Source organism: Fibrobacter sp. UWH9 (genome assembly GCF_900129715.1).
Taxonomy (GTDB): Bacteria; Fibrobacterota; Fibrobacteria; order Fibrobacterales; family Fibrobacteraceae; genus Fibrobacter.
This window is the reverse complement of the sequence record NZ_FQWP01000002.1, coordinates 349,351-369,314: the sequence shown is the minus strand read 5'-3', so window position 1 is coordinate 369,314 and position 19,964 is coordinate 349,351. Positions and strand designations below refer to the sequence as shown.

The following is a 19,964-nucleotide window of genomic DNA, read 5'->3' as shown; positions in this document are numbered from 1 at the left end:
CTCAACACAATCAGGCTGGGCGTGTCAAACGCAAGGATCGAGGCGACGAACAACAAGATAAAGCTACTGATACGGACTGCCTATGGCTTCAGGAATATGAACAACATGCTGTCGCTGATAATGTTGAGCTGTTCCTATGTAGATGTAAAGATTGCCTACGAATGGGAATCGGAATCGAGAGAATCATCTAGCAAGGCTGCCTAAATGCTTCCACACATGTTGATGATGCCTCAAACATCTTAACTTTTTCGGGATTTCAGTAAGTCGATATAATCCTCGGAATTGATTTTTGCTTCAAAGAATGACATGATAAGTATGCTATCATGGTCAAGGATTCTCAAGGGAATAAGCTTGGTTATGTTCCCCGGAAAAATAATGTTGTGGTGGCCAATTTGATGGATGCGGGAAAGATGGTTTATGCGTCTGTTCATGAAAATCGTTGGTACGCCATGACTCCGGATGTAACTATTGATTTGTATATGGAAGATTAGGGGGGATCTCTTTGGCGTATTCAATCAAAAATGCTATCTTCGGGGTATGAAGTTTTCGTTCAAGAATTTTGCCGTGTGCGCAGCCTTGGCTTGCTGCGTGTCCAGTGCTTTTGCCGAAGTGAATCTTGCCGTGCATAAGGAAGTTTTGCCTAACGGTCTGACGGTTCTTTTGCACCCCAATAAGCAGGCTCCTACGGTGAGCTGCCGCCTGTTCTATGTGACGGGTTCTGTCCACGAGGTTCCGGGAAAGTCTGGCCTGGCTCACCTGCTGGAACATGAACTGTTCAAGGGAACCAAAAAGGTAGGCATTACGGATAGCATCGCCGATGTCCGCTTTATGGAACTGCAGGATAGTCTGCAGGCCTTGATTCGTCCGGCAAAGAATGCAGGTGATACGGCCACGGTCCGCAAGTTGACTGCGGAGCACGATTCCATTGTGAACGAACACCGCAAGATTTTTGTGAAGGATGAATTGTGGGGCGCTTACCAGGCCGCCGGCGGTACTGGGCTGAACGCCTTTACCACGGACTTGATGACGGCTTACATTGTGACCTTGCCCAAGAACAAGATCGAACTGTTCATGTGGCTGGAAGCCGACCGTATGCAGAATGCGGTGCTCCGTGAATTCTATTCCGAACGTGATGTGGTCCGCGAAGAACGCCGCATGCGTTACGACGATAAGCCCACGGGCCGCTACTACGAAAGTCTGAATTCCCTGATTTACGAGGCCTTCCCCTATCGCGTGCCTACCATTGGCTGGCCCAGTGATATTGCCAACCTGACCCGCGAAATGGCCGACGAACATTACCGCAAGTATTACAAGCCCCGCAATGCCATCTTGGTGTTGGCTGGCGACCTGGATACCACCTCTACCATGGAAATGGTGAAGAAGTATTTTGCGGATATTCCTGCCGGCGAAGCTTTTCCGCCTTTGACCATCCGCGATCCGGAACAGGCTGGCGAAAAGCGCCTGACGGTAAAGCGCCCCGATGCTCCCAACCTGTTTACTCTGGTGTTCAAGACTCCCGAAGTGGGCGACCCGATTCTTTACCCTCTGGATATTGCCGAGGGCGTGCTGAATGGTCGCAGCGGCAAACTTTACAAGCGTCTGGTGGAACAGGAAAAGCTGGCGGTGAATGCTGGCGCAAGCAACAGCCCCAACAAGTATGTGTCTGAATTCAGCGTCACCGTGAACATGCGCCCCGATGCCGACCCCGCCAAGGTGGAAGCTATCGTTTGGGAAGAACTGGAAAAACTGAAGACCGAAACGGTTAGCGAACGTGAATTCCAGAAGGTGAAGAACCGTGCCTACGCTGGCCTGGTCCGTAGCCTTACCGACATGGAAAACGTGGCAACCAATCTGGCCTGGTATGAAATGTTCGGCGACTATCGCATGTACCTCACCTGGGCCGACGAACTGAACAAGGTTAGCGCCGCCTCTGTGCAGGAAGCCGCCCAGAAGACCTTCGTCCGCGATCACAGCGTTGCAGGCCTGCTGCTGAAAGAAAAGCCTGTGGCTGCAAAGCCAGCAGAAACGGCTGTGAAAACTGCAGAACCCACTGCTGTAAAAACGGCGGAACCTGCAGCAAAGGCTGCAAAAAAATCTGACAAAAAATAAAATGGGTTAAGTCGGAAATTAAAACCGCAAACCTGAAATAAAAAAGAGGAAGTTCCTTGGGAACTTCCTCTTTTTCGCATTAAAGACCGCGTTGAATTACTTCAGCTCTTCAAGAGCTTTCTGGTTCTTAGCGATGATATCTTGCTGGGTTGCGAGCTTCACGCGTTCGGCGTTGACCACGGCTTCCGGGGCACCGCTAACAAACTTCTCATTGGAAAGTTTGCGTTCGATAGATGCGGCAAAGCTCTTGGCCTTTTCGATTTCCTTTTCGAGGCGTGCGATTTCTGCAGCCGGGTCAAGGATGCCTTCCAGCGGGATGAAGAGTTCGCCACCGGGCACAACGGCGCTGGCGCTGAACTTGGGCTTTTCAGCCTTAACGCCAACGGTAATGCTTTCAATGCCGCCCAGTTCGGTGATGATGGCGAGGCATGCATTCACGGAAGTTTCGGTTGCTGCGTCGTCCACAGAAACAACGGCCTTCAGCTTGGTTGCCGGAGAAACGCTGTAACGGCCACGGACACCGCGAACGGCTTCCACCACGGCGAATGCCTGGTCGAATGCAACTTCGATGTCCTTGTTGATGAGAGATTCATCAGCGGTGGGCCACGGGCGGCTGATCACCATTTCGGAACCCTGGAACAGGATGCTGTTCAGTTCTTCAGTAATGAAGGGCATCACCGGGTGGAGAAGGTCCAGCACGTTCTTCAGCACGTAGCTGAGAATGGCCATAGCATTCTTCTTTTCGGCGGTGAGGGTTTCGCTGTTGATCACAGCCTTCTTGATTTGCGCAAGCGCCAAATGCTAGCCTCGGTCATGGACAAATATATTTGTCTGCGACACTCGGCTTGTGCATTTGTCAAGGTACTGGCTGCAAACAGCGAAGCGTCATCCCACACGAAGAATTCTGTTTTTATGGGCGTTCCCTTGCTTACGCAAGGCCGGGCTATATTTTAGGGGCTGCCGTCTGCGCTTCGCTTATCGCCAACCTCCTAAAACGGAGCCTTGCATCGCAAGTCTCCGCCCCAAGGGGTCACTATCCCTAACGCATTTTTTTTATTTTAAATATAAGTGCAATCTAAAAGTGGAACGTTCTTATGCCGTTTACTGATGATATAGAAAATCTGTTTGTTTTAAGCGATTATAAAAGAAATACGCCGGATGAAGACCTTATTGCCGATGTAAAGAAAGTTGCCATACAACTAGAAAAAAATACAGTAACGATAGCAGAATATGAGCTATATGGAACGTTCCATCCAAGTACGCTACAAAGAAGATTTGGTTCCTGGTTTAAAGTTATGGAAGTGTGTAATTTAGATGCTAGTCGGAGTTGTTTGAACATTTCAGAAGAAAAATTATTTTCGAATTTAGAGAAGGTTTGGACTAGTTTAGGACGACAACCGAAATATTGTGAAATGAGAAAACCTCTTTCAGAATATTCTGTCGGCACATATGAAAAAAGGTTTGGCAGTTTTCGAAGTGCTTTGAAGCAATTTGTGGAATATGTGTCTAGCGGAATTGAAAATAAATCTAAAGATAACGAATCTAACTGCAAAGTTAAGAAACTTTCAAAAGAAAATAAAGAAGTTGTTCGTAAAACGAAAAGAAATATTTCTGATAGATTACGTTTTCAGATATTGATGAGAGATGGTTTTACTTGTAAAACTTGTGGTCGAAGTCCTGTAACAGAATTGGGGGTAAAATTACATGTAGACCATATAATTCCGTGGTCGAAGGGGGGAGAAACCATTGCCGATAATTTGGAGACGAAATGCGAACAATGCAATCTTGGCAAAGGAAATGCTTTTGATTGCTGAGAATTCAACTGTTTTTTTGTGAATAAAAAAAGAGTCCTGTTTATAGGACTCTTCTTTTATCAAATGGATTATACCTTAAGTAGCTTTCTTGACCTTTAAGGTTTTTGTCTAGAAAATTATCGCAAGTCCTGCAGAGCAGTTTGTACATTCGCTACGCTCATGTACCAAGTACTAGCCTCGGTCATGGACAAATGAATTTGTCCGCGACACTCGGCTTACGTACTTGTCGTTCTTACTTCAATTCAGCTAGAGCCTTCTCATTCTTAGCAATAATGTCCTGCTGCGTTGCAAGTTTTACCTTCTCAGCATTAACGACTGCTTCGGGTGCTCCATTGACGAATTTTTCATTCGACAATTTACGCTCGATGCTTGCGGCAAAGCTCTTGGCCTTTTCGATTTCCTTTTCGAGGCGTGCGATTTCTGCAGCCGGGTCAAGGATGCCTTCCAGCGGGATGAAGAGTTCGCCACCGGGCACAACGGCGCTGGCGCTGAACTTGGGCTTTTCAGCCTTAACGCCAACGGTAATGCTTTCAATGCCGCCCAGTTCGGTGATGATGGCGAGGCATGCATTCACGGAAGCTTCGGTTGCTGCGTCGTCCACAGAAACAACGGCCTTCAGCTTGGTTGCCGGAGAAACGCTGTAACGGCCACGGACACCGCGAACTGCTTCCACCACGGCGAATGCCTGGTCGAATGCAACTTCGATGTCCTTGTTGATGAGAGATTCATCAGCGGTGGGCCACGGGCGGCTGATCACCATTTCGGAACCCTGGAACAGGATGCTGTTCAGTTCTTCAGTGATGAAGGGCATTACCGGGTGGAGAAGGTCAAGCACATTCTTCAGCACGTAGCTGAGGATGGCCATGGCGTTCTTCTTTTCGGCGTCCAGAGTTTCCTGGTTGATCACAGCCTTCTTGATTTCAAGGTACTGGCTGCAAACGTCGTCCCACACGAAGCGGTAGAGGAAGCCTGCCAGTTCTGCGAAGTGGTATTCTTCCAGCATGCGGGTAGCATCCTTGATGGTGGTCTGCAAGCGAGAAAGGATCCACTTGTCTTCCAGTGCGAACAAATTCTTGTCCATGGGAAGTTCGGCGGCAAGTGCGCCAGCCTGTTCCAGCTGCGGGTAGAGGAAGCGGCAAGCGTTCCAAATCTTGTTGGAGAAGTTACGGCCGATTTCGAACTTTTCAGAAGTGTTGATTTCGGTACCGTCTTCCTGCTTTTCCTTCTTCACCGGCAGACGAACGTCCTGGTTGTCGGTGCAGAGGCTTGCCATCACAAAGCGGAGAGCGTCGGTACCGTACTTGCGTTCGATGTCCATGGGGTCCACGCCGTTGCCCTTGGACTTACTCATGGTCATGCCATTGCCGTCCAGGATCTTCGGGTGGATGTAAACGGTGTGGAACGGAATCGTGCCCATGTTTTCCTGGGAGAACAGCACCATGCGAGCCACCCAGAGGGTGATGATGTCGCGGCTGGTCACCAGCACGGAAGTGGGGTAGTACTTCTTAAGAGTGTCGGTGTTTTCTGGCCAACCCATGGTAGAGTGGGGCCAGAGACCACTGGAGAACCAGGTGTCCAGAACGTCGTCTTCCTGCTTGAGGACGTGACCCGGAACTGCGTCTTCTGCAAGGTTTTCTTCCTGAGAGCAGACCAGGTAGCCGCCGTTTTCTGCCTTGTAGAAGAAGATGTCTTCACGGTTGCCGAATACGGCCTTCAGTTCTTCTTCGCTTGCGTCGGTGTGCCAGATAGGAATGCGGTGGCCCCACCAGAGCTGACGGCTAATGCACCAGTCGCGCTTTTCGCCCAGCCAGTCAAGGTACTTGTTGGCGTAACGTTCGGGGATAATCTTGATTTCACCGGACTTCACGGCGTTCATTGCGTTTTCGGCAAGAACGTCCATCTTCACGAACCACTGGTCGCTGAGGTACGGTTCAATAACAGTCTTGGAGCGGTCGGAATGGCCCACGTCCATTTCGTGGTCTTCCACCTTGATCAGGAGGCCAAGTTCTTCGAGACCTGCAACAACAGCTTCACGAGCGGCAGCGCCCTTCATGCCCTGGAACTTGCCGGCGTTTTCATTCAAGGAACCGTCGTCGTTCATGATGTTGATCATGGGGAGCTTATGACGGAGACCGGTAGCATAGTCGTTGGGGTCGTGAGCTGGAGTCACCTTCACGGAACCGGTACCGAAGTCCTTGTCCACCAGGATGGCGTCTGCAATCACCGGAATTTCACGATCGACGAAAGGAACCTTCAGAGTCTTGCCGATGAACTGTGCATAGCGTTCGTCGCTGGGGTGCACAGCAAGAGCGGTATCGCCCATGATGGTTTCCGGACGGGTGGTAGAAACCGGGATGAAGCCGGAACCGTCGGCCAGAGGATACTTGAAGGTCCAGAAGTGACCCTTCACATGTTCGTAATAGATTTCGTCGTCGGCAACGGCAGTCTGGAGCTTGGTGTCCCAGTTCACCAGACGCTTACCGCGGTAGATCAAGCCCTTCTTGAACAGGTTGAAGAAGGCGTGGCGAACAGCCTTGGCGCAGATGGGGTCCAAGGTGAAGCGCTGACGGCTCCAGTCGCAGCTCACGCCCAAGCTCTTCAGCTGCTTGGTAATGCGGGCTTCATATTCTTCCTTCCATTTCCAGATGCGTTCCACTAGGGCGTCGCGGCCAATGTCGTGACGGGTCTTGTGTTCGTCCTGGAACAGGCGCTTTTCCACAACAGCCTGGGTTGCGATACCGGCGTGGTCCGTACCCGGAATCCACAAAGTGTCGCGGCCAGTCTTACGGCGGTAGCGTACCAAAATATCCTGAAGGGTGTCGTTCAAGGCGTGGCCCAGGTGCAGGGCGCCGGTCACGTTAGGAGGCGGAATGACGACAGAGAACGGTTCGCCCTTACCGCTAGGTGCAAAGCTATTTTTGTCAGCCCAGGTCTGGTGCCAGCGGGCTTCAACTTCTGAAGAATTATAACGTGTTTCCATAATATCCTTCGGCTCGGTCATGCCAGAATGTAAACATTCTGTCGCGACACTCGCCTTGTCTATATTTCCATTTTTTACTTCCACAAATAATTTCTTAATGTGGGCAAATTTAGAAAAAAACAGTGAACTTCACGATTGAGATGTCTTTGAACAGGACGAACTCTTGTCTTTTTTTACCTGATAAACACTTTTGGCTTCGCAGGCGCAGAGGGCTTTTTGACTTGTTAGAATGGCCATGGCGTCTGTGGAATCCCGCAGGATGCGAAGCAGGTTGTCCATGGAGCGGCTCTGTGTTACGGTTCCTTTTTCATACTTGGCAAAGGCCTTCGGTCCGCCACCTACGATTTCTGCAAATTCTTCCTGGGAGTAACCGAACTTCTTGCGAATTTCTACGATTTCCTGGGGCTGCAATAAGCCCTCCGCTTCCCTGTAGAGAGCATCTAGCTTTTTGTTGATGGGACCGACGCGTTCCTCGTCAATGAATTCCTCTCCACATCCGGTACAATGGAAAATTGGAAGGTTGTTTACTGTGATGGATTTACCCTTGTAGGTGTAGGTTTCTTTTACTTTTTTTCGGTTCACTTTTGCGCTGCAAATGGGACATTCTTTGATAATCATTTATAGCTCCTTGAACGAAATGACAACTCCGTTTCCATTTTTTGTTATTTGAATTTTGATGTACAACTTTACGCAAGAACCATCTGCTTTTGTGTCGACTGAATGATATACATCTTGCCAAAGAGTTGTGTCAGCGTCGGTTGTCATAGTGTGCTTTGCCGAGGTGTTCCATTCAGAATGCCTCCTCAAAAGCAGAAGAATCTGTTACAATGAAAATATAGATATAAAAGTACCATAATGGTACTATCTGCGAGCGGTATTTTGGTCATTTAGCCTCCTGTCGCTACATGCTGAAAAGCGACGGTTTTGTGCTACGGTTTTATTTATCAAAAAATGGTTTAAGTTCGGCGAAACATTTGCCTAAGCTTTGTAAGCGGCTTTCTTTTCGGCCACGGCAAGTTTGCGGGTAACCTTTCTCTTTGTAGGAACTTTAGGAACCGCGATCATTTGAACATTTAGTGCGTTCAATACGCGTAAAATGGTGTCAAAACGGGGGTGAGCATCTTCATTCAGCGCCTTGTAAAGACTTTCTCTGCCGAGGCCTGTTGCTTTTGCAATTTGTGCGATGCCGCGAGCTTTGGCTACGTATCCAATGGTCCTCAACAAAACGGTGCTGTCGTTTGACTGCAATGCGTCGCTGATGACTCCCGCGATAACCTCCTCGTTATCCAAAAGCTCTGATAAATCCAGCTTACTTGTTTTCATTTTGAATCGTCCTCCACATTTCCTTTGCCTTTTCAATGTCTCGCCGTTGTGTTGATTTGTCTCCACCACATAGGAGAATGATTACAACCTGTCCCCGTATGGCGTAGTAGAGCCTATATCCAGGTCCAACATCGAATCGCATTTCGGATATCCCGTCACCAATGTTTTTGACATCACCAAGATTTCCTAGTTCAACTCTCAATAATCGAGAGAATATTCTCTGCTTTGCCCGATTGTCCTTAAGGTCCGCATACCATTTTGAGAAGGTTTCAGTTTTCTCTATTGAAAACATCTTATCCTCCTAAATGTATCTAATCGGATACAAAATGTCAAGTACATTACTTGTGTACTCATCGTTCCTCCTGTCGCTACATGCATAAAAAGCGACGGTTTTGTGCTTCGGTTTTGCTTATCTAAAAAACAGAAATCGGTTTGAAATCTGCGCGAATTTCGCCGCAATCAAATGTACACACAAATTCTTGTCACAAAGTGTCAAAATGGTGGCAAAAGTCATGAATTTTCTGTGAAAATTACCGAAAAAAGTCAAGTTTTTTGCCGTTTTCGGCAAAAATACTTGACATTGTTTTTTTTTTTTTACATTCAAATCGTGCGCACGATTCATTCCATTGCAGAACTTTTGGACTGCCTGAAACAGATAGAACGCGAAGGCCTGGAGGGCCGTCGTGATAATGTTCGGTATTATTATCGCGGCGAGGCGGAGGATTACGGACCGACGGGAGCGACCCCTTGCATCGCGAGAGAAGATCGCTTGAAAAAGGAAGCGAAGATTTTCCGCGAGGCAGAACGGCGCCTGCCCGACGAGTTTGCTGCATGCAAGTCAACTTTCGAAAAACTTGTCCTGATGCAACATTACCAGATTCCCACCCGTCTTTTGGATGTTACCACAAGTGCGCTGCAGGCAGTGTTTTTTGCTTGCTATAACGACCCCGATTACGGTATGAGTGACGAAAAAGAAGGCTGTAGGGATGGTGTTGTATATGTGTATGAGGTTCCCGAAGACAAAATCAAGAATTATCATTCCGACGCGGTTAGCATTTTGGCGAATATTGCTGTGTATCAGCACGAAGACAATCTAGACATTCGCAATCTTGATGCTGACGAGGAACATGACCGCAAAAGGTTCAATGAAAGTGGACCTATAAAGTACCTGCTTCATGAAATTAAGGCCGAAAAACCTCATTTTGTGGGATGGATAAAAAAGCAAGATATGGAAGGCGTATTCTGTGTTCATCCTTTGCTGAACAACCCCCGGATTCGGGCGCAGCAAGGTGCGTTTATGATTTATGGCATTGATGGAGATCGTACCAAGCTCGCCCAATGGAAGGATAACCCTCGTAACGGAATGATTCGCCGAAAAATCAGAATCCCGGCAGAAGCCAAGAAGCCGTTGCTCAAGGAGTTGCAGATGCTGGGCGTGACCATTGATGTGGTCTATCCCGATTGGAAAGGAACAAAGCAAAGACTGGATTCAAAAGAATTTTTGAAGGAGATGTGATGTTTAAGATTGAAGGTTATGTGGAGACAATCTCTTCGGATGGGTGTTTTACAATTCGGGGCGGGGATGGATACTCCTTGGAAAAGGACGAAAAGAAGTACAATGTGTTTTGGAATGATGAATCCAAAGATGATAAAGCAAACGTTGATGTATTTATTTGTGAATCTTCTGGTTTGCTGAAAATGCCTAATGACTGGCATCAGTGGGAATACCAGATGCTTGTTGCCGCGAAGGTAAATCATCAAAAGGTAATTGTGGAACTAAAGGACGATTTTGACAAGAGCGAATATAACTCAAAGCAGCCTTTGGAAATTCAAAAGGTGACATTAAAATAAAGGGGACGATATGACAAAACTAACGAAAATTCTAGCGATGCTGCTGATGGCTGCAAGTTGCTGTTTTGCAGCGGCTTGGACTGGTTCTACTAGTGAACCGGAAAATGTGAGGAAAATTGAAGGGAAGGGCTTTTATGTGATTACTAGTGCCGATGAACTTGCTTGGTTTGCAGAGCAGGTGAATGGTGGCCGGGAAAATATTAATGCAGTGCTGGCAAACGATATTGTGTTTGGTTCTAGTGAAAAAAATGCAAGTACGGTCAGTTGGACTCCCATAGGAAAAAATTCTACAAACCAATTTTCGGGAACGCTGGATGGTGCTGGTCATACAATTTATGGATTGTATGTAAAGAATTTAGAGTATTCGGGCCTTATTGGATATCTCTCGGAAAATGGTATTGTCAACAATTTAAAAATGTCTGCAGGAACTATTAATCACCAAAATTATTCAGGTGTTTATGCTGGGAATATAGTGGCTGTAAATAACGGTACAATAAAAAATGTAGAAAACAAAGATTCTTTAATCTTGAGAACAAATGGGTATGTCGCCTATGCCGGTGCCTTGGTTGGATTTAATAAAGGAAAAATTTTAAATAGCTCTAATAAAGGAAATGTTTATTCTAATAAATCGACGAATAGACGAGCTACTTATTCGGGCGGAATTGCTGGGTATAACACTGGGGTTATTTCTGATTGCGAAAATTCTGGATATGTATACTCCAATGATACTACTAAAAACGCTGATTCTTCCGTTGCCTACTCAGGTGGAATCGCAGGGTATAATAAAAACGAAATTTCTATGTGTGTCAATCTAGGACCTGTTTCCTCTTTATCAAGTCAATATAAGAACTATACCAGTGGAGCAAAGGCAATAGCAAATTCTTTTTCTTATTCTGGAGGAATTACTGGTTATAATGATGGTGTTGTTTCTAAAGTTCGCAATGATGGAATAATTGAATCAACATCGAAGGCGATAGCACAATCTGGAATTCATATGTATGATCATTCTGGCGAGAAAGTTAAAGAAACTCTTAATGTGGGTTCTTCTGCTACAACGGCTTACTCATACGCCTTCTCTGGTGGTATTGTTGGTTATAATGGTTTGGGGTACGTATCAAATAGTCAAAATAGAGGAATGGTGCATGTAGAATCAACCTCTTCTGCCGGGTATTTTAATGCGTCGGGTAATCCCGTTACAGCAAAAGAGGTTTCTAGAGCTTATTCAGATGGCATCGTTGGCTTCAATAATGAATCGGTATATAGTTCTTTTGACATTGTAAAATTTGAATATTGGCTTAATAATACAAAATACTCTGGCGTTGCAACAAACATGCAAAACGCGCAGTTCGCATGGATGCTCAATACTAGCAATGGTACGGAAGAAAATAGTGGTGTCTGGACCCGAGGTACCGAAGGGTATCCGACATTTGCCAATGCTGATTCCCTGCCGATCTATAGAGTCGTTTTCAATGATGAGGGGATAACATCCAATAGATATACCAATTATCAAGGATTTGTAGTTTTCCCTGAAGATCCGGAACCTGCTGAAGGTAGCATATTTAGTGGTTGGTTTAATAGTGAAGATGTGAAGGTGAAGCCTTCTATGGTGTTTGTTATGGATCAAACCATTAATGCTGTATATACAGATGCATCAGATGTCTTCTGGAATATAAACTTTTATAATGCAGATTCCACGTTGTTGAGCAGCCAAACTTTACAACATGGAAGTATTGTGGATTATCACGGTGAAACTCCTTCTATCCCTGCCACGGCTAAGTACACTTATATATTCGCTGGCTGGAATGTTGAGCCGACCAACGCAACAGAGAATTTTGATTACTATGCGGTTTATGATTCCGTCATGAATTCCTATAAGGTTGTATTCCAGGATTATGATAAGAAGGAATTGAAGTCTTTAACATACGAATATGGCGCAACACCGCGTTTCTCAGAGAAATTGACTAGAGCATCCTCTGTTGAATGGAATTACTCGCATGTCGGGTGGGATCCTGCAATTACCGCTGTTACAGAAGAAGCCGTTTATACTGCTGTTTATGATTCAAGTAAGGTTGAGTATACTGTTACCTTTATGAATGGTACGGAGGTCTTGGAAACCTTGAAGGTTCCGTATGGTTCTGCTGCAACACCTTCTGTAACACCGACACGAGTTGGTTATAAATTTATTGGGTGGTCACCAAAATTTGGCAACATTACGGCTGATCTGACCGTTAAGGCTATGTTTGAAGAACTTGTTTACCGTACTGTTTCTATTAAGGAAGAAAATGGCGAAATCATAGATAATGTTGATGTTGAAGAAAACGGAAAATTTACCCTGCCTTCTGCCGCGGAGAAAACTGGCTACAAATTTGACGGCTGGTACGACAGTAAGGGAAATTGCCTTGGCCAGCCTGGAGACGTCATTACGATTTCGGCAGATATTTCCATTGAAGCTCGCTATAGTATTCTTTCTTACACCATTACCTTTGTCGATGAAGACGGCTCTGTAATAGAATCTGGCTCCGTTGAGTTTGGCTCCATGCCTACAGCTTCGAAAGAACCGACAAAGGCTTCTACCGCCCAATACACCTACGAGTTTGCTGGCTGGACTCCGGAATTTGTCGCTGTTTCTGGCAATGCAATTTATACAGCAACTTATAATGCTGTTGTTAGAAATTACACCGTTACATTCGCAGACGAAAATGGCAAGGCTCTTTCTAGTTCCAGTGTGGCCTATGGCAAAATTCCTACAGCTCCGGCAACTGAACCGACAAAGGCTGCAACAGTCCAGTACAACTACACTTTCGCTGGTTGGACTCCTGAGCTTGTAAAGGTGACAGGTGATGCAACGTACAAGGCTACATTTACTTCTGCCTTGAGAAACTACACCATCACCTTCGTAGATGAAGACGGCTCTGAAATTTCCAAGAGTGCTGTTGCCTACGGCGAGTCTCCTGTTGCACCGGCAGAACCGACCAGGACTTCTACTGCCCAGTACAGCTACGAATTTGCAGGCTGGTCTCCGGCTGTGACTGCAGTCAGCGGCAATGCAACTTATACGGCAACCTATACTTCTAAGGTAAGGACCTACGAAATCACCTTCGTAGATGAAGACGGCTCTGAAATTTCCAAGAGTGCTGTTGCCTACGGCGAGTCTCCTGTTGCACCGGCAGAACCGACCAAGGCTTCTACAGCCCAGTACAGCTATGAGTTTGCTGGCTGGACTCCGGGAATTGTCAAGGTAACAGGCGATGCCACCTATAAAGCTTCTTACAATAGCGTGCTGAACGCTTATAAGGTAACCTTCCTGGATTATGATGGTTCTACACTCAAATCCCAGAATGTGAAGTACGGCGCTGCTGCTACCGCTCCTGCTGATCCTGAAAGAGACGGCTACAAGTTTACCGGTTGGGATAAATCGTTTGATGAAATCGTGAAGAATACTGATGTGACTGCTCAATATGAAAAACTCAGCAGTTCCTCCATTCCAGCCAGCAGTAGTTCACAACCGACTTCAAGCAGTTCTGCAATACCGGCAAGTTCTTCCAGCGCTAAGAATGAAAGCTCCAGTTCCGAAAAGGGTGAGGCTGTTATTGAAATGGCTGCCGCTCCGCACTTCTCCGTAGAAATTGTGGGACGCAACATTCAGATTAGCGCCGCAAGAATTGGGTCTGCCTATATGATTCTTGATGTGCAGGGACGCGTATTGAAACAGGGCCGTGTGAATGTCGATAACTTCAATATCGCTGTTCCCAGAGCAGGGAACTATCTGATTCGTATCGGCAATCAGACAAGAAGCGTTATTGTCCGTTAAGGAAAACTGCAAATAAAGAAGAATGCCCCGTCACGATGATGGGGCTTTCTTTTTTACTCCATAATCGGAGCTGCGTATAAAGGGATGTTTGTCAGTTGGCTTTGCTGTTTGTAAGGCAGCATGGAAAAACGTACGGCTCGCATGTCTGGAGTTTTTGCGAGGAGCATGCTCAATGAGTTTGCGCGAACATTTCTGCCTGCCTTCACTTCGATGGGAAGCATATTCCCTTTGTATTGAACGATAAAGTCCACCTCAAGTCTGGAATCATCGGTTGTGTGGTAGTATGTCGGAGTGTTTAGTTCGCACTTGATTTGCTGATAAATAAACTGCTCCGTTACGCCGCCTTTGTATTCCGTAAATACACTGTCGTCGATAAGAACCTGTGACGCTTCGGTATTTACCATGGCTCCCAGGAGTCCGATGTCGAGCATGTAAAGCTTGAAGGCGCTCAGTTCCTCGTAGATTGCAAGGGGGAGCTCCAGCTTGGCCTGCACCGTGCCGACTATTATCAGCCCTGGAACATCCTGGACGACCCTTCGTACGAGCAGGGGGCCGAGAGTGGGTATGTGCTGGCGAAGGGGGTGGCGCTCCTTGACGAAGATGGCGGGCTGCTGAACGACTGGAGCTGCCATGACGACGGAAAAACCGCCGAACGGCCTAAGCCCTCGGTGCGTGTTCTTGCCAAAGATTTGTCTTGGGAGCTGAACAGGAGGAACGAGGTGCAGGTAGTTGTCGAAAATGACGGCACCGTCGCTGTCGATGGTTTCGAAGTCCTGTATTACTATCGCGATGCCCAGGGCGACGTGGCCGACCCGGAATACTACGATACCACCTTCGCGAAGGCATCCCATGTTGCGGCCGGCGGCGACCTTTACTACATTTCGTTTATGTATAAAAATGTTGTCTTGAATCCGGGTGAACGCAATGCGTTCGGCAATGGCGCGAAGTTCGCTTTGCACAACTCCGACTGGGGTGACGGATTCAATGCAAATGACGACCCGTCGCACCATGGCCTGGGCAGGGATTTTGCCGTGGCCGACTCCATAGTGGTGCTCGACAGGAACGGGAACCTGCTCTACGGCGGCGTTCCGCAGCCCCGATTTGCGGACAGCGTGGTAGTGAAAAATGTTTCGGAGAGCCGCGTGACCCGCGTGGGCGACGTAGTCTATGTGGAAATCGACGCCGAGGGCTACTACACCCTTGAAATTGTGAATGCAGTCGGCGCCCCGCAGGCGAAACTGTTCGAAGGCAAGTGGGGCGAGGGCACCCACATGGTGGTGATCCCTGCCGACAAACTCAAGCAGGGCGGCTACCTGGTGCTGCGCAACGGCAACGTGATTCTCAACTGGCAGATTTTCAAATAAAAAAAGATGGATCGAGATGAAACTTAAGTTGGTTTGTCTATTCTCAATTTTGCTTGCGGCCTTTTCCCTTACCTCTTGCATATTCGACGACGAGGGTGAAAGCTGGAGCGCCGAGAAGGTGTGCCCCGACATCGGCACGAACGCCTATGGCATGCCGAACCGCGGCACGTTTACCGACGAACGCGACGGCCGCGTTTACAAGTACACGACCATCGGAGACCAGGTGTGGATGGCAGAAAATTTAAAGTACGAACTGCCGTATCCGTACAGCATGTGCTATGGCAAAAAGACGTGTTATTGGAAACAAAGATGGCGTGGTGATTCTGTTGGTGATACAGTATGTGTTGAAGATACATCCAAGCTCGCCGAAATCGGCCAACGCATGAACACCACCTGCACAACAAACGAATGCATCGCCGACGAATTCTGCGAACGATTTGGGAGGTATTATAACCTTTATGAAAATGGGGAAAAGGAGGGGTTCTTGGACAGGGTTCTGTTGGATACGATATGTCCGCAGGGGTGGCGTGTGCCGTCCAAAGCAGAATGGGAAGTTTTGATGGAATCTGTTCAAAATGATGAGTTGAGACTTTTAGAAGAAGAATCCTATGATAGACTTGATTCGGAAACGAAAAAATGGTATAAAAGGCCAGATAATTCTTGTGGCTATTCGGTGCCACTTAATGGATACCTTTTTATGAATGGCGCAATGCAGCGATTTTCAATTACATCTGCATTTGCAACAACGACGGCTAAAAACGAACTCTTTGCGTGGAATATGATTATGGAATTTGGGAATATGGCTTTTACATCGCATAATTTTATCTCCATCCGTTGCCTCAAGGATTGATCATGCCAAAATTTTTGCTATCCATCCTTCTTTTTTCCGTTTCCTCCTTCGCTCTTACCCTTGACCAGGTGCGTGCCGACCTTAAATCCCGCGCCCTCTCGCAGGATTCTGTGGAAATGAGCATCCGCACCACGGTGAACACGCCGGCAGGCAGGCAGGTGGTTTCCATTTACATGGTTCAGAAGGGCCGTTCCAAGACCTACACCGAGATGAAGACGTCGTTCATGAACCAGCGCAGCATCGTAAACGGCTCTCGTATGAAGGTCATTGACTTGAACACGAATAAGTTCCAGATTTTGCCGTACAACGGAGAGGCTTTGGAGGCCCAGAAGTACACGAACTTCAACCCCCTCGACGCCGGCGAATGGAAATCCCCGGTGAGAGTGTCCGAAAACTTATACAAGATCGAGGGTGCCGAGGGTGCGCTTTACTACAATTCCCAGAAAAAACGCATCGAAAAGCTTGAAAACGATGATGCAGAAAAGTCCGTGCATACGACGTTCGCCTACGATTCCGAGAATAACCTGAAATCCATGGTGGTCTCCGTGATGGTTTCGGGTATCGAGACGAAGGTGGTAACGAAAATCCTCGCGCTCCGCAGCTCCGCCAAGTTTCCGGATAAGTTGTTTGAATTCTAGGAAACTGAAAAAAGGAAACTCTTATGAAAAAGGTAATGGCTTCGCTTTTGTTCGCCTTGCTGGCACTGTTTTTCTCTTCTTGCCTCACTGACTCCGACGAGGCATGGAGCGCCGAGAAGGTGTGCCCCGACATCGGCACGAACGCCTATGGCATGCCGAACCGCGGCACGTTTACCGACGAACGCGACAGCCGCGTTTACAAGTACACGACCATCGGAGACCAGGTGTGGATGGCCGAGAATCTGAATTACAAGACTGAGGCATGGAGCGTATGCTACTTTGAAGAGGATGGCTGTAATACTGTGGGGCGTTTTTACCTGTATGACAGTGCAAGCTGCCCACTTGGCTGGCATTTGCCATCTATGGATGAATGGCAGATTCTTGGGAAAAGTGTTGATGGATCAGGGAATGCCGCCTTGCATTTGAAAAGTGTGTCTGGCTGGATTCCTTTGAACCCTGGAGACTCTGCTAATGGGTATGATGATTGCGGTTTTAATATGCAACCATCTCTCGCCAAGAGAAGGGATGATGGCTTGTATGCGTACTTTTTGACGTCAACATTGGATTCTTCGATTCGAACAAATGACGTTCCCAATCACGTTTGGCGAGCGGTTTTTGCTTCTCAACGAACGTCTCTTCACTTTGGCTCAGTTCTACGTGAAGGCGATGTCTCCAATGTCCGTTGCGTAAAGGATTGACCTTTATTACATTTTTCTCATGAAAACAATAGAAGTTGTTGCTGGTGTCATCTGCGACGAATCCGCCGGGACGAAAAAGTTTTTTGCTACCCAGCGTGGCTACGGCGATCAAAAAGGCGGCTGGGAATTCCCCGGTGGAAAGATGGAACCTGGCGAGACCCCAGAACAGGCCTTGGCCCGAGAGCTAAAAGAGGAACTGGCCGTTGATGTGGAGGTGGGGCAGTTCATTACCACGGTGGAATATGATTACCCTAAATTTCACTTGACCATGCATTGCTATTTCTGTTCCATTGTGAATGGAAGTGTTACTTTATTAGAACACCAAGCGTCTCGTTGGTTGGGGCCCCAGGAGCTTCATGGTCTGGATTGGCTCCCTGCCGATGTAGATGTGGTTTCTGCTATAGAGGCGTTCTAACCTTACATTTACACTATAAAGTTAGATGTCCTCTATTGCGGTATAGGCTCATTTTCTATATTTTCCCCCATAATGAAGTTACCTATTGTATGTATCATTGGACGCCCCAACGTAGGCAAGTCCTCCCTGTTTAACCGCATTCTCGGCCGTCGTGCCGCCGTGGTTAGTGACCGTGATGGTGTTACCCGCGACCGTCATTACCAGAATGCCCGTTTCAAGGGTCATGAATTTACCGTGGTGGATACTGGCGGATTCCTGCCCGACGACACCATCGATGTGCTGGCCGATAGCGTCCGCACCCAGATTTTTAATGCAGTCAATGAATCCGACTTGGTGCTGTTCATGGTGGATGTCCGTGTGGGCATTACCAAGCTGGACCAGCAGTTCGCACGCCTGATCCGCAAGCTGGACAAGAAGGTGATTCTTGTGGCCAACAAGAGCGAAAACGGTGGCGACCGTCAGGAAAGCTATGAATTCCTGAAGCTGGGTTTTGGTCAGCCCCGCACTATCAGTGCCCTGACCGGTTACGCCTGCCTTTCCCTTCTCGATGAAATCATCGCTGTGCTTCCGACTCCGGTTCGCGGTGAACGTCGTGAAGAACGCCCCATCAAGTTTGCCATTCTCGGTCGACCCAACGCCGGCAAGAGCACCTTGCTCAACCGCCTGCTGAACGAAGAACGTGCCGTGGTCAGCGATATTCCGGGTACCACCCGCGATTCCATTGACTGCGACTTTGTTGTAGATGGCAAGAAGTTTGTTGTTACCGACACCGCTGGCCTCCGCAAGAAGGCCAAGGTCGACGACGAAGTGGAAATCTTCAGTAACATGCGCACTCTGGAAAGCATTCGCCGTTCCGACGTGTCTGTGCTGATGGTGGACTGCACCCGCGGTCTCGAAATTCAGGATTTCCGCATCATCACCGAAATTCGCAAGGCTGGCAAGGGCCTGGTCCTGTTGCTGAACAAGTGGGACATTCTCCCCAACAAGACCGAAAAGTCCTTTGACCACATGGTTAAGGAAATGATGGAACGCGAACCCATGCTGGAATACGTTCCCATTCTCTCTATCAGTGCCAAGGAAGGCCAGCGCATCAACCGCGTCATTCAGGCTATTCAGACCGTGTATGCCAACTGCCGCCGAGTTCTTGGCCGCGACAATGTTGCCCAGGCTTTCGCTAAGTTCATCGAAGAAAATCCGGTGCCTAGCCAGAACGCCCGTACGGTTCAGCTGACCCGTGCCTGCCAGATCATGGTGGAACCCCCTGTAATCGCTATCGAGACCCGCACCCCTGATTTGGTGGCCGAGTCTTACAAGCGCTACCTGATGAAGAAGTTCTTTGAGGAATTCCAGCTGCAAGGCGCTCCTCTCCGTTTGAACTTCGATATGAAATTAACCCTTAGAAAGGATGAAGAACTTGAACAGTTTACTGAGTCTTCCAATAGCGTACTTGCTGGGGTCGATACCCAGCGCCATTTGGATCGCAAAAATCGCGAAAGGTAAGGACTTCGATATCCGCGAATACGGATCGAAGAATGCCGGCCTTACAAATACATTCCGCGTCTTGGGCTGGAAGCCCGCCCTGCCGGTTGTGTTCATGGACTTGCTGAAGGGTTTCTTTGGACCTTTCATTGCCGCTCTCATGTGCAAGGCCCAGGTTGAAGCCGGTGGTGCCGACTGGTCTAGCTGGGTTCCCCTGGTTGCTGGTCTTCTGGTGATTCTTGGCCATAGCTTCACTTGCTTTGCCGGTTTCCGCGGCGGTAAGGGTGTTCTGGCTGCACTGGGCGTGTTCCTTGCCATTAGCCCCATTACCGTGCTTATCGGTTTTGCCACCTGGATTATCCTGACCTTCTCTACAAAGTATGTGTCTGTGGGTAGCATTGGCGGCTGCGCCGTTCTGGGTCTTCTGTCTGTGTACGGCTACCTGGTTCCCGAACATTATCTGGAATCCATCAATCTCGGTCAGATGATTCTTGCCGTGATTGTTGCTGTCTTTGTGATTGTAAAGCATAAGTCCAACATCAAACGTTTGATGAATGGTACCGAAAACGGTTTTGGTAGCAAGCGCAAGACTCCCAAACAATAAACGTTAATTTTGTAGATTGTTTTGTAAA

The 19,964-nt window shown here is 47.9% G+C and carries 21 protein-coding genes; 14 read left to right on the top strand and 7 right to left on the bottom strand.

Annotated elements, in window-relative coordinates; genetic code table 11:
* The 3 genes from BUB94_RS03390 to BUB94_RS03380 all read left to right on the top strand — a co-directional run.
* Window positions 1-204: transposase (locus BUB94_RS03390; protein WP_139258420.1), on the top strand; the 204-nt coding region annotated here is incomplete at its 5' end.
* A gap of 119 nt (window positions 205-323) precedes the next feature.
* Window positions 324-491 (top strand): HIRAN domain-containing protein, encoded by a 168-nt coding sequence (locus tag BUB94_RS16350; RefSeq protein ID WP_139258148.1) that lies wholly within the window; start codon window positions 324-326, stop codon window positions 489-491.
* 46 nt (window positions 492-537) lie between these two features.
* A complete protein-coding gene (locus tag BUB94_RS03380) occupies window positions 538-2,109 on the top strand; it encodes a M16 family metallopeptidase (protein ID WP_083538080.1) in 1,572 nt (523 codons plus the stop codon).
* Window positions 2,110-2,205: 96 nt separating this feature from the next.
* On the opposite strand, the gene BUB94_RS03375 is transcribed toward BUB94_RS03380, so the two are convergent.
* Window positions 2,206-2,907: a class I tRNA ligase family protein gene (locus tag BUB94_RS03375; RefSeq protein ID WP_073234166.1), complete on the bottom strand. Its 702-nt coding sequence runs from the start codon at window positions 2,905-2,907 to the stop codon at window positions 2,206-2,208.
* Window positions 2,908-3,203: 296 nt separating this feature from the next.
* Here BUB94_RS03375 and BUB94_RS03370 point away from each other — a divergent pair, with 296 nt between their 5' ends.
* The gene (locus BUB94_RS03370) at window positions 3,204-3,923 is read left to right on the top strand and encodes a homing endonuclease associated repeat-containing protein (protein ID WP_083538079.1); all 720 of its coding nucleotides are present in this window, start codon (window positions 3,204-3,206) and stop codon (window positions 3,921-3,923) included.
* A gap of 232 nt (window positions 3,924-4,155) precedes the next feature.
* Here the strand turns inward: BUB94_RS03370 and BUB94_RS03365 are convergent, their stop codons facing one another.
* The 5 genes from BUB94_RS03365 to BUB94_RS03345 all read right to left on the bottom strand — a co-directional run bounded on the left by BUB94_RS03365 (window position 4,156) and on the right by BUB94_RS03345 (window position 8,518).
* Window positions 4,156-6,903 carry a valine--tRNA ligase gene (locus BUB94_RS03365; protein ID WP_073234243.1) on the bottom strand — a complete coding sequence of 916 codons (2,748 nt, stop codon included), beginning with the start codon at window positions 6,901-6,903 and terminating at the stop codon, window positions 4,156-4,158.
* A 129-nt stretch (window positions 6,904-7,032) separates the two neighbouring features.
* On the bottom strand, window positions 7,033-7,521 hold the full coding sequence (locus BUB94_RS03360; protein WP_073234163.1) for a type II toxin-antitoxin system MqsA family antitoxin: 489 nt from the start codon (window positions 7,519-7,521) through the stop codon (window positions 7,033-7,035).
* Window positions 7,522-7,668, bottom strand: coding sequence for a type II toxin-antitoxin system MqsR family toxin (locus BUB94_RS17440; protein WP_083538078.1), 147 nt, complete (start codon window positions 7,666-7,668; stop codon window positions 7,522-7,524).
* A 213-nt stretch (window positions 7,669-7,881) separates the two neighbouring features.
* On the bottom strand, window positions 7,882-8,226 hold the full coding sequence (locus tag BUB94_RS03350; protein WP_073234160.1) for an addiction module antidote protein: 345 nt from the start codon (window positions 8,224-8,226) through the stop codon (window positions 7,882-7,884).
* The gene (locus tag BUB94_RS03345; protein WP_073234156.1) at window positions 8,213-8,518 is read right to left on the bottom strand and encodes a type II toxin-antitoxin system RelE/ParE family toxin; all 306 of its coding nucleotides are present in this window, start codon (window positions 8,516-8,518) and stop codon (window positions 8,213-8,215) included. The genes BUB94_RS03350 and BUB94_RS03345 overlap by 14 nt, the downstream gene beginning before the upstream one ends.
* Before the next feature lie 231 nt (window positions 8,519-8,749).
* On the opposite strand from BUB94_RS03345, the gene BUB94_RS03340 reads away from it, so the two are divergent.
* From BUB94_RS03340 to BUB94_RS03325, 3 genes are all read left to right on the top strand, one after another.
* A complete protein-coding gene (locus BUB94_RS03340) occupies window positions 8,750-9,742 on the top strand; it encodes an FRG domain-containing protein (protein ID WP_217653113.1) in 993 nt (330 codons plus the stop codon).
* Window positions 9,742-10,077: a hypothetical protein gene (locus tag BUB94_RS03335; protein ID WP_073234151.1), complete on the top strand. Its 336-nt coding sequence runs from the start codon at window positions 9,742-9,744 to the stop codon at window positions 10,075-10,077. Before BUB94_RS03340 ends, BUB94_RS03335 begins: the two co-directional genes overlap by 1 nt.
* 1,135 nt (window positions 10,078-11,212) lie before the next feature.
* Entirely contained in the window at window positions 11,213-13,888 is a 2,676-nt protein-coding gene (locus BUB94_RS03325) for an InlB B-repeat-containing protein (protein ID WP_073234146.1), read from the top strand.
* 53 nt (window positions 13,889-13,941) lie between these two features.
* On the opposite strand, the gene BUB94_RS17025 is transcribed toward BUB94_RS03325, so the two are convergent.
* Entirely contained in the window at window positions 13,942-14,382 is a 441-nt protein-coding gene (locus BUB94_RS17025; RefSeq protein ID WP_217653112.1) for a DUF4143 domain-containing protein, read from the bottom strand.
* A 72-nt stretch (window positions 14,383-14,454) separates the two neighbouring features.
* Between BUB94_RS17025 and BUB94_RS17020 the strand changes: the two genes are divergently transcribed.
* The 7 genes from BUB94_RS17020 (at window position 14,455) to plsY (ending at window position 19,936) form a co-directional block, all read left to right on the top strand.
* On the top strand, window positions 14,455-15,252 hold the full coding sequence (locus BUB94_RS17020) for a hypothetical protein (RefSeq protein ID WP_217653111.1): 798 nt from the start codon (window positions 14,455-14,457) through the stop codon (window positions 15,250-15,252).
* A gap of 16 nt (window positions 15,253-15,268) precedes the next feature.
* Window positions 15,269-16,102 (top strand): FISUMP domain-containing protein, encoded by an 834-nt coding sequence (locus tag BUB94_RS03310; RefSeq protein WP_073155955.1) that lies wholly within the window; start codon window positions 15,269-15,271, stop codon window positions 16,100-16,102.
* A gap of 2 nt (window positions 16,103-16,104) precedes the next feature.
* Window positions 16,105-16,740, top strand: coding sequence for a hypothetical protein (locus BUB94_RS03305; protein ID WP_073155958.1), 636 nt, complete (start codon window positions 16,105-16,107; stop codon window positions 16,738-16,740).
* Window positions 16,741-16,763: 23 nt separating this feature from the next.
* Window positions 16,764-17,438 carry an FISUMP domain-containing protein gene (locus BUB94_RS03300; protein ID WP_073155960.1) on the top strand — a complete coding sequence of 225 codons (675 nt, stop codon included), beginning with the start codon at window positions 16,764-16,766 and terminating at the stop codon, window positions 17,436-17,438.
* A gap of 19 nt (window positions 17,439-17,457) precedes the next feature.
* Window positions 17,458-17,853, top strand: a complete 396-nt coding sequence (locus BUB94_RS03295; RefSeq protein ID WP_073234135.1) for a (deoxy)nucleoside triphosphate pyrophosphohydrolase — start codon at window positions 17,458-17,460, stop codon at window positions 17,851-17,853.
* A gap of 72 nt (window positions 17,854-17,925) precedes the next feature.
* The gene (gene der / locus BUB94_RS03290) at window positions 17,926-19,353 is read left to right on the top strand and encodes a ribosome biogenesis GTPase Der (protein ID WP_073234132.1); all 1,428 of its coding nucleotides are present in this window, start codon (window positions 17,926-17,928) and stop codon (window positions 19,351-19,353) included.
* On the top strand, window positions 19,301-19,936 hold the full coding sequence (plsY, locus tag BUB94_RS03285) for a glycerol-3-phosphate 1-O-acyltransferase PlsY (protein WP_158535408.1): 636 nt from the start codon (window positions 19,301-19,303) through the stop codon (window positions 19,934-19,936). Before der ends, plsY begins: the two co-directional genes overlap by 53 nt.
* The last annotated feature ends 28 nt before the right edge of the window (window positions 19,937-19,964 follow it).

Coding starts and splice junctions, on each gene's coding strand:
- BUB94_RS03300 (WP_073155960.1), top strand. CDS start 16,764: ATGAAAAAGGTAATGGCTTCGCTTTTGTTCGCCTTGCTGGCACTGTTT.
- BUB94_RS16350 (WP_139258148.1), top strand. CDS start 324: ATGGTCAAGGATTCTCAAGGGAATAAGCTTGGTTATGTTCCCCGGAAA.
- BUB94_RS03350 (WP_073234160.1), bottom strand. CDS start 8,226: ATGAAAACAAGTAAGCTGGATTTATCAGAGCTTTTGGATAACGAGGAG.
- BUB94_RS03345 (WP_073234156.1), bottom strand. CDS start 8,518: ATGTTTTCAATAGAGAAAACTGAAACCTTCTCAAAATGGTATGCGGAC.
- BUB94_RS03365 (WP_073234243.1), bottom strand. CDS start 6,903: ATGGAAACACGTTATAATTCTTCAGAAGTTGAAGCCCGCTGGCACCAG.
- BUB94_RS03370 (WP_083538079.1), top strand. CDS start 3,204: ATGCCGTTTACTGATGATATAGAAAATCTGTTTGTTTTAAGCGATTAT.
- BUB94_RS03295 (WP_073234135.1), top strand. CDS start 17,458: ATGAAAACAATAGAAGTTGTTGCTGGTGTCATCTGCGACGAATCCGCC.
- BUB94_RS03325 (WP_073234146.1), top strand. CDS start 11,213: ATGGTGCATGTAGAATCAACCTCTTCTGCCGGGTATTTTAATGCGTCG.
- BUB94_RS03305 (WP_073155958.1), top strand. CDS start 16,105: ATGCCAAAATTTTTGCTATCCATCCTTCTTTTTTCCGTTTCCTCCTTC.
- BUB94_RS03335 (WP_073234151.1), top strand. CDS start 9,742: ATGTTTAAGATTGAAGGTTATGTGGAGACAATCTCTTCGGATGGGTGT.
- BUB94_RS17440 (WP_083538078.1), bottom strand. CDS start 7,668: ATGACAACCGACGCTGACACAACTCTTTGGCAAGATGTATATCATTCA.
- BUB94_RS03380 (WP_083538080.1), top strand. CDS start 538: ATGAAGTTTTCGTTCAAGAATTTTGCCGTGTGCGCAGCCTTGGCTTGC.
- der (WP_073234132.1), top strand. CDS start 17,926: ATGAAGTTACCTATTGTATGTATCATTGGACGCCCCAACGTAGGCAAG.
- BUB94_RS03310 (WP_073155955.1), top strand. CDS start 15,269: ATGAAACTTAAGTTGGTTTGTCTATTCTCAATTTTGCTTGCGGCCTTT.
- BUB94_RS03360 (WP_073234163.1), bottom strand. CDS start 7,521: ATGATTATCAAAGAATGTCCCATTTGCAGCGCAAAAGTGAACCGAAAA.